Source organism: Propionicimonas sp. (assembly GCF_034927565.1).
Lineage (GTDB): Bacteria > Actinomycetota > Actinomycetes > Propionibacteriales > Propionibacteriaceae > Propionicimonas.
In genome coordinates this window covers 92902-107061 of record NZ_JAYFPT010000012.1, presented here as the reverse complement: position 1 = coordinate 107061, position 14160 = coordinate 92902, and the positions used below count along the sequence as shown (strand labels likewise).

Genomic DNA, 14160 nt, shown 5'->3' with positions numbered 1-14160 from the left:
CCGTCCCCAAGGGACTCGTGACCGCGTCCGAATGGGCCTGGCGGACGCTGGTGATCGCTGCCCTCGTCCTGGGCTTCTGGCTGTTGTTGCAGTACTTCTCCTCAGTCACGATCCCGCTCGCCGTGGCGGTGTTGCTGGCCGCTCTGCTCACCCCGGTCAACCAGCGGCTGCGGGCCTGGAAGTGGCCGCCGGCGCTGGCCTCGCTGGCGTCACTGGTGCTGATGTTCGTCGTCATCGCGGGCACGCTGACCGCCATCGGCGCCCAGGTGGCGCGCGAACTTCCCCAACTCGCCAGCCGCTTCCTGGCAGCCCTGCAGACCCTGCTCACCTGGCTGGCGGAGGGGCCGCTGCAGATCCAGCAGGCCGAGGTGGACGGCTATATCACCCAGTTCACGACCTGGGTGAACGAGTCGCGCAGCGAACTGGCCTCGATAGCCGCCGAGGCGGGCGTCGGCGTGGGTCACTTCTTCGCCGGTACCGCGATCGCGATCATCGCCTCGTTCTTCTTCCTGTCCTCGGGGGAGCGGCTGTGGCAGTCCATCCTGAAGCTGGTCCCGGGCAACTACCGTCCCAATGTTGAGCGGGCCAGCAGCAACGGCTGGGTCTCGCTGGTCGCCTACGTTCGGGCGCAGGTCACGGTGGCCTTCGTGGACGCCCTCGGCATGCTGATCGGTGCGCTCGCCCTGCAGATCCCGATGGCGTGGGCGCTGTTCGCGCTGACCTTCTTCGTCTCGTTCATCCCGGTGGTCGGCGCGGTGCTGTCGGGCACCGTGGCGGTGATACTGGCCCTGGTCACCCACGGCTGGGTGCAGGCGGTGATCATGTTGGCGATCACCATCTTCGTGGTGCAGACCGAAGGCCACTTCCTGCAGCCGATCCTGCTTGGCCGGGCAGTCTCACTGCACCCGTTGGCGGTGCTGATCGGGCTGGCGGTCGGTGCCACGCTGGCCGGCATCGTCGGCGCGCTGCTGGTGATCCCCGTCCTGGCCTTCTCAGTGGCCTTCCTGCGAGGCCTCGACTCACAGCGGTTCGGGTCGCCGCCGCTCGACCCCCACGCCAAGACAGGGTGATCCGGCCCGGGTCTCCGCCTCCGCGTCCGCGCTCGTCCCTCTTCTTCCTTGCCTCGGCCACATTGCGCATCACAAGTCACGTTGCGCCTGTCAGAACGCGCGCAACAGCACACGCGACGTGACCAGAGGAGCGCAACGTGGGGCGGAGGCGACGGGAAGAACTCGACGAGGGAGTCGGCGCGGGTGCCGGGAGCGCGGCTACCCCGCTTCGACACCGAGTGTCGCCACCCTGAGGTGCCCCTGATTCTCTTCGAGAATGGAAAGCAACTCTTTCTATTCTGAAAAGTAGCCGTACGCTGGACGCATGACATCACCTGATCTCGGACCGATCCTGGAGGCTCTCGCAGCCGGCCGCATCGACGCCGCAGAAGCCGCCCGGCGGATCGACGCCCTCAAGAACGCCGACAGTCCGGCAACGCCGGAGCCGGCCGGCGAGCCACCCCAGCCCCCCACGCCGGAGCCGACCAACGAGGAGCTCGGTGAGGAGGCAGGACGACGGCAGTACTCGCCCTACGCCCGCGAGGTGTTCAGCCAGCCGCCCCGGGATGCCGAGGAACCTCCGGCCAGCCATCGCCGGGCGGCCGGATCGAAGGGCGTTGACCGGATCGCCATCCGTGCCGTCGGACGCCGGGTCCGGATCGTCGGAGACGCCGGTGTGGCCACCGCGTCGGCGGAGGGGCCGCACGTGCTGCGGCGCAACGGCTCGGTGCTGGAGGTCTCCAGCGACGGCGAGATCGGCCCGAATTTCGACGGGTTCAGCATCCTGCACCCGCCGCGCAGCCTGGACGACATCCGGGCCCTGGGGCTGGGCAAGGAGCTGTTCCTGCGGGTGAACCCCAACATCCAGCTGGACGTCGAGGTCACCGCCGGCAGCCTCAGCAGCGCCGACGTCCCCTACTTCGGCAAGGTGCGGCTCACCGCCGGCAATGCCGAGTTGAGGGGCATCCGGGAAGCGGACGACGTCCTGGTCCAGGCCGGGTCGGCCACCATCTCCGGCTCGATCTCCACCGGACGCTCCCGGGTGCGGGTTGAGTCAGGCCAGCTCACCATTGAACTGGACGACAACTCGGACGTGACCATCCACGGCGAGGCTCAACTGGGACGGATCGCCTGGTCCGGCTCCCAGTCGGCGCTCGACGAGTTGGTGCTCGGCAACGGCTCGGCCCGGCTCGATCTGGGCGTGGTGATGGGCTGGGCGAATGTCAAGGCCGGCCCGCAGTGAGCCAGGCCCAGTACCGTCCCCCCTCGGAATGCCCGGTGTGTGGCGGCGCGCTGGTCGTGACCCGGCTCGGCTGCCGCAGTTGCGGCACCGAGGTGGCCGGCGAGTTCGCCCACTGCGATTTCTGCTCGCTGACCGAGCGCGAGACGGCCATCCTGCGGGTCTTCCTCGCCTCCCGCGGGAACCTGCGCGAGGTGGAGAAGCACCTGGGGGTGTCATATCCCACGGCCCGGGCGCGGTTCACCGAGGTGCTGGTCAAGCTGGGGCTCGCCGGCGAGCCGGAGACCCCACCGGTGCTCACCCGTGATCAGGTGCTGGCTGAGGTGGCCAGCGGTGCGCTGGCTCCGTCCGAGGCAGCGGTGCTACTTGGTTCGCTGGAGAGCTGACGTCCGGGTCGCTGCTGCGGTCTATCCGGTGTACGGCGTGACCGAGACGATCGTCACCTCGATGGCGCTGCCACTGGGGGCGGCGTAGGAGACCGTGTCCCCCGGGGCAGCACCGAGGATGGCCGCGCCCAGCGGCGACTGCGGGGAGTAGACCTCGATGTCGACCGCGTCGTCCAGGCCCAGCACTTCGCGAGAGCCCAGCAGGAAGGTGTCCTCGTCGTCCTCGTCGTCGTCGAAGTAGACGGTGACCAGGGTTCCCGGGGTGACCTGCGACCCGGACGGCGCCTCGCCGACCTCGGCGTTCTCGAGCATGGCGGCGAGCTGGCGGATTCGGGCCTCCTGCTGCCCCTGCTCCTCGCGGGCGGCGTGGTAGCCGCCGTTCTCGGACAGGTCGCCCTCGTCACGAGCCTGGGCGATCTTGGCCGACACGAGGCGGCGACCCTCACCCTTGAGGTGGTTCAGTTCCGCGACGAGTTTGTCGTAGGCGTCCTGGGTCAACCAGGTCGTCATGTTCTGCTCTACTGCCATCCTTCGAGCCTAGCCGATCCCGCTCCCGGAGCAGGTCAGCCGGTCACCCGGCAGGACTCGATGTCAGCGGTGGTGGCCCGCTTGAAGGTGCGCAGCGCCACGTCGAGGGTGGTCAACCGTTCGGTGCCGGGCGGGATCTGCACGACCAGTTCCGCCACCCGTTCATAGGTCACCGCCTGGGCGAACAGGCTGCACTCGGCCGGACGGCGCGGATCCGGGCGGTCGACCGTGATCCGGACGTCGATCTCGGCGTTGGACACCACCTCGAAGCTGTCCACCCGTGCAGTGACCGCCGGGTTGGCGCCGGTGAACGCCGCCCAGGCCAGCCAGGCCAGGCCGACCGCCGCTGCCAGTACCGCCCAGGCGCGCCAGTTCGACACCGGCGTCCGGCGGGAGGGGTAGCGGCGGGCGAGCCGTTCGGCGGCATCGGGGTTCATGGGGAACATTCTGCATGGCCGGGAAGTAGCCCGCTTTGTCCCAGACGACAAGAATGGCCGCATGTCCGCTGCAGAAGACGGCCTCCGGCTGCTCCACGTCCACGCCCATCCTGACGACGAGTCGAGCAAGGGTGCGGCGAGCACCGCCTACTACGTCGCCCGCGGGACACGGGTGATGGTCGTGAGTTGCACCGGTGGCGAGGAGGGGGAGATTCTCAACCCCAAGCTCGACACCCCGCAGAACTGGGCCCGGCTGCCGGACCTGCGCCGCGAGGAGATGGCCGCCGCAGCGCAGATCCTCGGGATCGAGCACGTTTGGCTCGGCTACCGCGACTCCGGTTTTCCCGACGGGCCGGACTGGAAGCCCACCACCCCGGAGGCGTTCGCGCTGGCGGACGTGGGCGAGGCCGCCGGCCGGCTGGTGAGGGTGATCCGCGATTTCCGTCCCCAGGTGCTGACCACCTACGACGAACGCGGTGGTTACCCCCACCCCGACCACATCAAGACCCACACGGTCTCGATGGCGGCGGTCGAGGCGGCTGCCGACGCGACCCGCTTCCCGGAGCACGGCCAGCCCTGGCAGGTGTCCAAGGTCTACTACCAGATGGGCTTCCACCGCGGCCGTTACGCGGCGCTCGACGAGGCGATGCATGCCCACGGACTGGAGAGCCCCTACGCTCAGCGGCTGGCCGACTGGTCACAGGATGCGGACGCCCGGCTGCGGCCGACCACGTTCGTCCCGGCGGCCGACTTCTTCGAGGTCCGTAACCAGGCACTGCTCGCCCATGCCACCCAGATCGACCCGGACGGCTTCTGGTTCGCCGTACCGCTGGAGATCGAGAAGAAGGGCTGGCCCACCGAGGACTTCCAGTTGGCCCGCTCCACGGTGCCGGTGTCGTTGCCCGAGGACGACCTGTTCGCCGGGATCGCGGAGGCGGGGGAGAGTAGGGTCGGGCCATGGTGCTACTCGATCTAGGGTCCGACTGGGTGACCCCGTCCTGGCTACCGCTGGCACTGGCGGTGCTGCTGCTGGCGGTGATCGGGTTCCTCTACTGGAGCATGCGGCGCAACCTCAACAAGATCTCAGTGCCCCCACGCGCCCCGTCCCCTCCGTCCTCTCCACCCACCCCACCCACCCCCACGCACTAGCCCCGTCGACCCGTTTGTGCGGAGTTCAGCCGGAAAAGCGGCAGCTCAGATCCCGCAGAAGTCCGCACAAACGGTGGGCGGCTCTGGTGTCGCCGAGGTCAGCTGTGGGGCACTTGTCAGGAGTTACAGGAATGGCTAACCGTCTCGGCAGTGCGACGAGCCCGTATCTGCGGATGCACGCGGACAACCCGATCGACTGGTGGGAGTGGGGGTCGGACGCGCTTGCGGAGGCGGCGCGGCGGGACGTTCCGATTTTGTTGAGCGTCGGGTACTCGGCTTGCCACTGGTGCCACGTGATGGCCGAGGAGTCGTTCTCCGATCCGGCGGTGGCAGCGCTGGTGAACCGTGATTTTGTGCCGGTCAAGGTCGACCGCGAGGAGCGTCCCGACCTCGACGCGATCTACATGAAGGCCACCCAGGCGCTCACCGGGCAGGGCGGTTGGCCGATGACCGTCTTCCTGACCCCGGACGGGCTGCCCCTCTTTGCCGGCACCTACTACCCGCCGGTTCCCCAGGGTGGGATGCCGTCCTTCACGCAGGTGGTCGAGGCGATCGCCGAGGCCTGGCAGGAGCGCCGGGACGAAGCAGTCGGCAGCGCCGCGGCGATCCGGGCGCACCTGGCGGCCGAGTTCGTCCCACCACCAGTGCCCGAGCGCACCGACGTGTGGCAACTGTTGAAGACGATCGGGGACGACTTCGATCCGGTCCACGGCGGTTTCGGCACCGCGCCCAAGTTCCCGCTGCCGGCGGTGGTGGACGCCCTGCTGGTCAAGGGCGAGCCCGGCTCACTGGACGTCGCCCAGCGCAGCCTGGAGGCGATGGCCCGCGGCGGTATCCACGACCAGGTCGGCGGTGGCTTCCACCGCTACAGCACCGACGCCGGCTGGGTGGTGCCGCACTTCGAGAAGATGCTCTATGACAATGCCCTGCTGCTCGGCGTCTACACCCGCGGCTGGCGGAGGGTGCCCGACCACGAGCCGGTGACGCGGGCGTTGTTCGCGAAGGTGGTGCACGGGATCGTCGGCTGGCTGGAGCGCGAACTGCGACTGGAAGGCGGCGGTTTCGCTGCTTCCCTGGACGCCGACAGTCTCGACGTCCGTGGTGTGCAGCACGAGGGCATCTACTACGTCTGGAACCCGGAACTGCTGGTCGACGCCCTGGGCGAACCGGACGCGGACTGGGCAACGAGGATCTTCCACGTCACCACCACCGGCAGCTTCGGCGACGGGCTGTCCACTCTGCAGTTGCGTGGCAACCTCGACCCCGAACGCCTGGAGCGGGTCCGCGAACGGCTGCTGCAGGTGCGGCAGCGTCGCTGGGCGCCGGCCCGGGACGACAAGCTGGTGGCCGCCTGGAACGGCTGGATGATCGACTCGCTGGTCTGGGCGGCGACGGTGTTCGACGAGCCCGGCTGGTTGAAGCTCGCCCGGGAGGCCGCCGAGACCTTGTGGCGGGTGCACTGGGTGGTCCCGGCGGGCTCGCCCGAGGGGGGCGGACGGCTGCGGCGCAGCTCGCTGGACGGCGTGCCGGGTCAGACCGAGGGTCTGGCGGAGGACTACGGCGCGGTGGCGCTGGGCTTCGCCAGACTGGCCGGTGCGGCGGGTGAGGCGGTCTGGCTGAAGCGGGCGCAGGCGCTGCTGGCGGTGGCACTGGACCATTTCGGAGCGCCCGACGGCGGCTTCTACGACACCGCCGACGACGCCGAGGCGCTCTACGTCCGGCCGCGGGACGTCTCTGACAATCCGACACCGTCAGGCAGCAGTGCCCTGATCGCCGCACTCCGGCTGGTGGGCCTGCTGGCCGATCGTCCCGCGTTGATCGAGCGAGCGGACGCCGCAGCGGCGACGGTGGCCGGGATGGCGGTCGCCGCTCCCCGGTTCGCCGGGTCGGCCGTGCTCGACCTGGTCGTGGCCGACGAGGCCCGGACGGGGTTGTCGCCAGCTGTTGCGGTGGTCGTCACCCCCGACGGCGACCCGCTGGCCGAGCTGGCCCGGGCGACCTGGCGGATGGCGCCGGCCGGCACCGCCGTGGTCACCGGACATCCCGGCACTGAGGGTTTCGCCCACCACTTCGACGACCGTCCGGCCGGGGAGTCGGGGCTGGCCTACGTCTGCCGTGGGACGGTCTGCTTCGCCCCGGCGTCCGGTTTCGCGGAACTGCGCTCCGCGCTGTGGAGTCGCGCCTGAGGCAGACGCTGCCCCCGGAGACCCGGCGACTGCCGGGTTGTGGCCGGCGGGGCCGGTCGGGGCACCGCTCAACCCAGCACCGCGACCGCGATGGACGCGTAGTGGCAGGCGGCCGCGGCCAGCGTGCAGGAGTGGAAGATCTCGTGGAAGCCGAACCAGCGCGGCGACGGGTTCGGCCATTTCGTGGCGTAGATCACGGCGCCGGCGGTGTAGAACACCCCGCCGATCAGCAGCAGCCAGACCACCGCCGGGCCACCAGTGGCCCAGAACTCGCCCAGCCAGCCGAGTGCCACCCAGCCCATCGGGATGTAGAACACGACGTCGAGCCAGCGCGGGCGTCCGGGCCACAGCAGGGTGACGCCGATGCCGGCGACGGCGATTCCCCAGACCAGGGCCAGCAGCAGTACCCGCTGGCCGCCGGTCAGCAGCACCAGGGCGAGCGGGGTGTAGGTGGCGGCGATGAACAGGTAGATGTTGGAGTGGTCGAGCCGGCGGAACACCCGGAAGGTGCGCGGCGACCAGTTGCCGCGGTGGTAGAGCGCGCTGGTCCCGAACAGGATCAGGGAGCCGGTCAGCCAGACCGCCACACCCAGCCGTCCCAGCCTGGTGGGGGTGAGCACGAGCAGCACGATCCCGGCGATCAGCACCGCCGGCGCCATACCGGCGTGCAGCCAGCCACGCAGCGCGGGCTTGGTGGTCGGAGGCAGTTCGGTCGCGATCATGTGGGTACCTACTTTACTTCGCGTAACCTACGGTTCCTTACTGTAGCGTAAGTTACGCGAACGTAGGTAGTGCGTGCGCCCGTACCACCGGGTAGCGTCGGACCATGCTCGCGCTCACCGGGATCAGCAAGTCCTTCGGCGCGCTCGCCGCGCTGGACCAGATCAGCTTCGGCATGGCGCCGGGCCGGCTCACCGGCTTCGTCGGACGCAATGGCGCGGGCAAGACGACGGCGATGCGGATCATCCTCGGCGTCCTTGCCGCCGATGCCGGCGAGGTGGCGCTGGACGGACGTCCGGTCACTGCCGCGGACCGCCGCGGCTTCGGCTACATGCCCGAGGAGCGGGGACTCTACCCGAAGATGAAGGTGGCCGAGCAGGTCGCCTACCTGGCCCGGCTGCACGGTCTGTCCCGCCGCGACGCGCTCGCCCGTGCGCTGGTGCTGCTGGAACGCCTCGGGCTCGGGGAGCGGGCCGGTGACCTGGTCGAGACCCTGTCGCTGGGCAACCAGCAGCGTGCCCAGATCGCGGCTGCGCTGGTCCACGAGCCGGAGATCCTGATCCTCGACGAGCCGTTCTCCGGGTTGGACCCGTTCGCCGTCGACCTGGTTGCCGGGGTCCTGGCCGAGCGGGCTGCCGGTGGCGCAGCAGTGCTGTTCTCCTCCCACCAGCTCGAGCTGGTGGAGCGACTGTGCGACGACCTGGTGATCATCGCGCAGGGGACGATCCGGGCGGCCGGCGGGCGGGCGGAGTTGCGGGAACAGTTCGCGACCAACCGCTACGAGCTCGCCCTCAATGAAGACGCCGACACCGGCTGGGTCGGCGCCGAGCCCGGCATCCTCCCGGTGGAGTTGCGGGCCGGTTTCGCCAGCTTCGACGCGAGTTCCCCCGCCGCCGCCCAACAGGTGCTGCGCCGGGCCGTCGAGCAGAACACCGTGGTGAGTTTCGGCCGCGTCCAGCCGTCCCTGGTGCAGATCTTCAAGGAGGCGGTGTCGTGACCTCGCAGACCATGCTCAGCACCCCGCAGGCGGCGTGGCTGGTCACTCTGCGCGAGATCGAGTCCAGGCTGCGCAGCAAGCCCTTCCTGGTGTCGACCGCCTTCCTGATCCTGGTCGCCCTCGCCGGGGTGGTCGCCTCGGCGGTGATCGCCGGCAGCGCCTCGGACGGCTACCGGGTGGCGGTCACTCCCGAGGCGTACCAGGTGGTGCGGGAGGCTCCTGGCCTGAGCCTCACCGAGGTGCCCGATCGCGCGGCCGCGGAGAAACTCGTCCGGGACGGCACCGTGGCGGCGGCGATTCTCACCGGACCGGGCCAGCCGGGGCTGCTCCTGCTCGGTGACACCGAGGTCCCCGGCCCACTGGTCGGGATGCTGTCGGTGGCTCCCGAGGTGGAGTTGCTCGACCCGCCGCCGGACACCGGGCCGTCCGACTCCGTCCGCTACCTGGTGGCGGTGGTCTTCGGGCTGATGTTCCTGATGTCGGCCAGCCTGTTCGGGACGATGATCGCGCAGAGTGTGGTCGAGGAGAAACAGACCCGGATCGTCGAGATCCTGCTGGCGGCCATCCCGTCCCGGGCGCTGCTGGCCGGCAAGGTGGTCGGCAACACGCTGCTGTCGGTCGCCCAGGTGGTGGTGTTCGCGCTGATCGGTCTCCTCGGCCTCGCACTGGTCGGCCAACTCGGCCAGCTCACCTCGCTGGCGGGGGCTTTTGGCTGGTTCGCGGTGTTCTTCCTGTTCGGTTTCGTCCTGCTCGCGGCGCTCTACTCGGCCGCTGGCGCGCTGGTGTCGCGGCAGGAGGACATCGGGGCCACCACCTTCCCGCTGATGATCCTGGTGATCGCTCCCTACCTGCTGGTGGTCACGCTCAACAGCAACCCGGTGGCGCTCACCGTGCTGTCGTACGTGCCGTTCTCGGCGCCGGTGGGCATGCCGTTGCGGGTCTATCTCGGCGAGGCGGGCTGGTGGGAGCCGGTGGCGGCGCTGGTAATCCTGATCGCCACCTGCGTCGCCGCGGTCTGGCTGGGGGCACGGATCTACGCCAACTCGCTGCTGAAGATGGGCTCGCGCGTCAGGTGGCGCGAGGCCCTGCACAGCTGAGGCAGCGCGATAGGGTGCTCGGCATGGCGGTGGTGCAGGCGCTGAAGGCCTTCGTGAGGCGGCTGGTGCCCGTCAGGCTGGTCTATGCGACCTACGAGAAGCGGCTGCTCGCCCATCTCGACCGGGCCCGGCTGCCGCGCCACGTCGCCGTCCTGGCGGACGGGAACCGCCGCTGGGCCAGGGCCAACGCTCCCGGCCAGGAGTTGGTGGTGGGCTACCGTGCGGGGGCCGACAAACTCAAGCAGTTCATCGGCTGGTGCGAAGAGGTCGGAATCGGGACGGTCACCCTCTGGGTGCTGTCCACCGAGAACCTGCAGCGCTCGGGCAAAGATGAGGTCGGCCCGTTGCTGGACGTGATCCGCGACCTGGTTGTCGACCTTGCCGCCGACGGCACCCGGCGGGTCCAGGTGGTGGGGGACCTGAACCTGCTGCCGCCCGGGATCGCCGACGACCTGCGCCAGGCCGAGCAGACCTGCGCCCGCAATGGTGGCACCCACGTGAATGTCGCGGTCTCCTACGGGGGCCGGCACGAACTGCGCGACGCCGTCCGCAGCCTGCTGGCTGCCGAGGCGGAGAAGGGGACGTCCCTGCCCGATCTTGCCCGCACGCTGGAGATCGACCACATCTCCGAGCACCTCTACACCGCGGGCCAGCCCGATCCCGACCTGATCATCCGTACGTCGGGCGAACAGCGGCTCTCGGGCTTTCTGATCTGGCAGTCGGCGCACAGCGAGTTCTACTTCTGTGAGGCGCTGTGGCCTGACTTCCGCAAGGTCGACTTCATCCGCGCGCTGCGGTCCTATGCCCAGCGCGAGCGCCGCTACGGCCGCTGACCCGGGCCGGGGGACGGTTCTGCTGGCTCGGCGGGTTGGGCCGGGGGACGGTTCTTCTGGCCCGGCCTCGAGGGCGGTTTCGGCTCGCATCAGCGCCGGCCCCGCCAGAGCCAACTGGCGACCAGAGCCGTCCACGCCATCGCGTTGACCAGGTAGATCCGCTGGGCCAGGCCGAAGAAGCCAAGTCCGTCGCCGGCGAGGACCAGGACCATGGTGGCCACCAGCGTCCAGCCGGCGACCACCGGCCACCAGGCAGGTCTGTCCCGGCCGGTGGCGTGGGCGACCGGCCGGGTGACCAGCACGGCAGCGATCGGGAGCACGAAGAAGGCCAGGTTCCCCAGCAGGTTGTGGACGGTGCCAGCACCAGACACTTCACCCACCGGGTCGATCGGGAAGAAGGCCTGGACAAGCTTGGCCAACCCGAAAACTCCCAGCAGTCCGGCACCGATCCTGCCTCCCAGGGCCGGGGCGAGCCGCCAGACCGCTGCCGCAAGGGCGATCCCGCCGAGCCCGACAGCAGCGCTGGCCAGCGACGATGTGAACCCGAACGCGCCGTGGATGTAGGCGCTGGTGGGCTGGTGCAGGATGTCCACCCCGGGCTGCACCAGGTGGAGCAGCAGGAAGACCGCGAGGTCGATTCCAGCAGCTGTCAGCGCAGCTGCGGCAAGCCAGCGGTTCCGGTCGGCGGTCGGCATCACAGGACTCCTGTCGGCCAGGGACGGTGGGCCGAGCCTAGGGTGCCCGGCGTGGATTGGCCAGCGGTGGACGGTGGGGCGCTGACCCGGGAACTCGGCCGACCGGGCCGCCACACGCCGTCGGCCGAGCTCCGGTGCCGAGCCGGGACGATGGTAGAAGCCGCGTCGACCGCAGGGCGCTTTCCGTGCTGGTTCGCAGCACAATGGGGTGGCGGCCCTCAGGTGGGCTGTCGCATCGTCGGGTCCGGAGGGTGGATGGTGCAGTGGTCTGGCATGACCTGGACCTGCGCTGTGATCGGCGTGGTCGCGTTGAACGGCTGTAGCTCCCCGCCGATGCCCTCGTCGGCAGCAACCGACGCCGGTTCGCCGGCGGTGATGACCCCTGCGTCGCCGTCCGTCCCGGCGTCCATCGCACCGTCCGCGGTCAGCCCGTCCCCGGGGCGGATCGGACTGGACGATCCGGCGAAAAAGGAACTGGCGATGGAGCTGGTCTCCAGTGCCGAGAACTCCTCCCTGGACTGGAAGGCGCAGTACCGCTACCTCGAGGACATCGATGACGGGCGCGGTTACACCGGCGGCATCATCGGGTTCTGCTCCGGCACCGGGGACATGCTCGAGGTGGTCGAGGCGTACACCGCGGTCGCGCCGTCCAATCCGCTGGCCCGGTTCCTGCCGGCGCTGCGGAAGGTCAACGGCACCGACTCCCATGCCGGGCTGGGCAAGGCCTTCGAGAACGCCTGGGAGGCGGCAGCCGGGGACCCGGCGTTCCAGGCGGCGCAGGACGACGAGCGTGACCAGGTGTACTTCGACCCGGCCGTCGCACAGGGCCGGTCAGACGGACTGAGCACCCTGGGCCAATTCCTCTACTACGACGCCATGGTCATGCACGGCCCCGGGGACGATCCGGAGAGCTTCGGCGGCATCCGCCAGGCGGCAGTCGCCCAGGCGAAACCGCCGTCTGAGGGCGGGGACGAGACTGCCTACCTGAACGCCTTCCTCGCCGCCCGGATCGTGGTGATGAAGGCGGAGGAAGCCCATGCCGACACGTCCCGGATCGATGACGCCCAGCGGGTCTTCCTGGCGGCCGGGAACTTCGACCTGAACCCGCCGCTGGACTGGAAGGTCTACGGCGACGACTACCACGTCGGCTAGCCGCGATGGCCAAGCCCGTCACACCACGCTCCCACGCGAATCGGAACCCAATCCGAGTCGGGGGATGAACTCTTGGTTTCACAAGGCGTGTCGCTGGACAGGGTCGGCGTGCGCCGACTTACCCTCAAAGCGTGCCGGCGTCCTGCCGGTGCGTCGGGAGGCAGACCATGACGCAATCAGGTCTCGCGAGCCGGGCGCAGTCGCCGTCAACTCCGGCGGCCATCGCGCACGGTCCGGGCGATCGGGGTGCGCCGCCTCGCGGGCCTGCGCCGGGCCCCGTCCTCTCCGGCTGACCACCACGGTGGGGCCGGACGACGGTGACGGCCGGCCCCGAGAACAGGATCGAACGTGCCGCGCTCCTCCACCCGTACCGCCTTCTCCAGCACCGCTGCCGCCGCGACCGGGCTGAAGACCTTCGTCCTCGACACCTCCGTGCTGCTGAGCGACCCGCATGCGCTGCGGAACTTCGCCGAACACGCGGTGGTGATCCCGATCGTGGTGATCACCGAACTCGAGGCCAAGCGTCACCATCCCGAACTGGGCTACTTCGCGCGGACCGCGCTGCGCTTCCTCGATGACCTGCGGGTGCGCTACGGCACGCTCGACTCCCCGGTGCCGGTGAACCAGACCGAGGGCACCGTCCGGGTCGAGCTCAACCACACCGATCCTCAGGTGTTGCCGCCCGGCTTCCGGCTGGGCGACAACGACTCCCGCATCCTCGCGGTCGCGCTGAACTACCGCGCCGAGGGCCACGACGTGGTGCTGGTCAGCAAGGACCTGCCGATGCGGGTGAAGGCCTCCGCCGTCGGGCTGGCAGCCGAGGAGTACCTGCACGAGTTGGCTCCCGACTCCGGCTGGACCGGCATGGCCGAGGTGGACGTTGCGGCCGCCACCGTCGAGAAGCTCTACGCCGACGGCGCCGCGGTGGTGCCCGAAGCGATGGACCTGCCCTGCCACACCGGTGTCGTGCTGCACGGCAGCTCGTCCTCGGCACTGGGTCGGATGATGCCGGACGGCTCCGTCCACCTGATCCGCGACCGCGAGGCCTTCGGCATCCACGGCCGCTCGGCCGAGCAGCGGGTGGCGCTCGACCTGCTGCTCGACCCGGAGATCGGCATCGTCTCGCTCGGCGGCCGGGCAGGCACCGGCAAGTCGGCGCTGGCGCTGTGCGCCGGGCTGGAGGCCGTCCTGGAACGGCAGCAGCACGCCAAGGTGATCGTCTTCCGTCCGCTCTACCCGGTGGGCGGCCAGGAGCTCGGCTACCTGCCCGGCTCGGAGGGCGAGAAGATGACCCCCTGGGCGCAGGCGGTCTTCGACACCCTGAGCGCGGTCACCAGCAAGAACGTGATCGACGAGGTGCTGGCCCGCAACCTGCTGGAGGTCATGCCGCTGACCCACATCCGCGGCCGGTCGCTGCACGACGCCTTCGTGATCGTGGACGAGGCGCAGTCGCTGGAGCGCAACGTCCTGCTGACCGTGCTGTCGCGGATCGGGCAGAACTCGCGGGTGGTGCTCACCCACGATGTCGCCCAGCGGGACAACCTGAGGGTGGGACGCCACGACGGCGTGGTGGCGGTGGTGGAGAAGCTGAAGGGCAACCCGATGTTCGCCCACGTCACCCTGACGCGTTCCGAGCGTTCGCCGATCGCCGCCCTGGTCACCGAACTGCTGGATGACATCCTCCCCTGAGC

The 14160-nt window shown here is 69.8% G+C and carries 15 protein-coding genes; 11 read left to right on the top strand and 4 right to left on the bottom strand.

Annotation, left to right across the window (positions count from 1 at the left end; genetic code table 11):
• From VB080_RS03975 to VB080_RS03965, 3 genes are all read left to right on the top strand, one after another.
• Nucleotides 1–1070 (top strand): AI-2E family transporter (locus VB080_RS03975; RefSeq protein WP_323417129.1); only part of this gene is annotated, 1070 nt, incomplete at its 5' end.
• A gap of 304 nt (nucleotides 1071–1374) precedes the next feature.
• Nucleotides 1375–2292: a hypothetical protein gene (locus VB080_RS03970; protein ID WP_323417128.1), complete on the top strand. Its 918-nt coding sequence runs from the start codon at nucleotides 1375–1377 to the stop codon at nucleotides 2290–2292.
• On the top strand, nucleotides 2289–2675 hold the full coding sequence (locus VB080_RS03965; protein WP_323417127.1) for a DUF2089 domain-containing protein: 387 nt from the start codon (nucleotides 2289–2291) through the stop codon (nucleotides 2673–2675). The genes VB080_RS03970 and VB080_RS03965 overlap by 4 nt, the downstream gene beginning before the upstream one ends.
• Nucleotides 2676–2696: 21 nt before the next feature.
• On the opposite strand, the gene greA is transcribed toward VB080_RS03965, so the two are convergent.
• Both greA and VB080_RS03955 read right to left on the bottom strand, forming a co-directional pair.
• Nucleotides 2697–3203, bottom strand: a complete 507-nt coding sequence (gene greA, locus VB080_RS03960) for a transcription elongation factor GreA (RefSeq protein WP_323417126.1) — start codon at nucleotides 3201–3203, stop codon at nucleotides 2697–2699.
• 35 nt (nucleotides 3204–3238) lie between these two features.
• A complete protein-coding gene (locus VB080_RS03955; RefSeq protein WP_323417125.1) occupies nucleotides 3239–3640 on the bottom strand; it encodes a DUF4307 domain-containing protein in 402 nt (133 codons plus the stop codon).
• 61 nt (nucleotides 3641–3701) lie between these two features.
• Between VB080_RS03955 and mca the strand changes: the two genes are divergently transcribed.
• From mca to VB080_RS03940, 3 genes are all read left to right on the top strand, one after another.
• The gene (mca, locus tag VB080_RS03950; protein WP_323417124.1) at nucleotides 3702–4616 is read left to right on the top strand and encodes a mycothiol conjugate amidase Mca; all 915 of its coding nucleotides are present in this window, start codon (nucleotides 3702–3704) and stop codon (nucleotides 4614–4616) included.
• Nucleotides 4598–4789 carry a hypothetical protein gene (locus VB080_RS03945; RefSeq protein WP_323417123.1) on the top strand — a complete coding sequence of 64 codons (192 nt, stop codon included), beginning with the start codon at nucleotides 4598–4600 and terminating at the stop codon, nucleotides 4787–4789. Before mca ends, VB080_RS03945 begins: the two co-directional genes overlap by 19 nt.
• A 131-nt stretch (nucleotides 4790–4920) precedes the next feature.
• Nucleotides 4921–6975, top strand: coding sequence for a thioredoxin domain-containing protein (locus VB080_RS03940; RefSeq protein ID WP_323417122.1), 2055 nt, complete (start codon nucleotides 4921–4923; stop codon nucleotides 6973–6975).
• A 68-nt stretch (nucleotides 6976–7043) separates the two neighbouring features.
• Here VB080_RS03940 and trhA read toward each other — a convergent pair whose 3' ends face one another.
• Nucleotides 7044–7697: a PAQR family membrane homeostasis protein TrhA gene (gene trhA, locus VB080_RS03935; RefSeq protein WP_323417121.1), complete on the bottom strand. Its 654-nt coding sequence runs from the start codon at nucleotides 7695–7697 to the stop codon at nucleotides 7044–7046.
• A 104-nt stretch (nucleotides 7698–7801) separates the two neighbouring features.
• Between trhA and VB080_RS03930 the strand changes: the two genes are divergently transcribed.
• From VB080_RS03930 to VB080_RS03920, 3 genes are read left to right on the top strand one after another with little or no spacing between them, the layout of a single operon-like run.
• A complete protein-coding gene (locus tag VB080_RS03930) occupies nucleotides 7802–8692 on the top strand; it encodes an ATP-binding cassette domain-containing protein (protein WP_323417120.1) in 891 nt (296 codons plus the stop codon).
• A complete protein-coding gene (locus VB080_RS03925; RefSeq protein ID WP_323417119.1) occupies nucleotides 8689–9789 on the top strand; it encodes an ABC transporter permease in 1101 nt (366 codons plus the stop codon). Before VB080_RS03930 ends, VB080_RS03925 begins: the two co-directional genes overlap by 4 nt.
• 23 nt (nucleotides 9790–9812) lie before the next feature.
• Nucleotides 9813–10622 carry an isoprenyl transferase gene (locus tag VB080_RS03920; RefSeq protein ID WP_323417118.1) on the top strand — a complete coding sequence of 270 codons (810 nt, stop codon included), beginning with the start codon at nucleotides 9813–9815 and terminating at the stop codon, nucleotides 10620–10622.
• A gap of 89 nt (nucleotides 10623–10711) precedes the next feature.
• Here VB080_RS03920 and VB080_RS03915 read toward each other — a convergent pair whose 3' ends face one another.
• Nucleotides 10712–11317 carry a DUF998 domain-containing protein gene (locus tag VB080_RS03915; protein WP_323417117.1) on the bottom strand — a complete coding sequence of 202 codons (606 nt, stop codon included), beginning with the start codon at nucleotides 11315–11317 and terminating at the stop codon, nucleotides 10712–10714.
• Nucleotides 11318–11590: 273 nt separating this feature from the next.
• Here VB080_RS03915 and VB080_RS03910 point away from each other — a divergent pair, with 273 nt between their 5' ends.
• A complete protein-coding gene (locus VB080_RS03910; RefSeq protein WP_323417116.1) occupies nucleotides 11591–12469 on the top strand; it encodes a chitosanase in 879 nt (292 codons plus the stop codon).
• A gap of 348 nt (nucleotides 12470–12817) precedes the next feature.
• Complete coding sequence (locus VB080_RS03905) at nucleotides 12818–14158, top strand: PhoH family protein (protein WP_323417115.1); 1341 nt, start codon at nucleotides 12818–12820, stop codon at nucleotides 14156–14158.
• Nucleotides 14159–14160 lie beyond the last annotated feature (2 nt).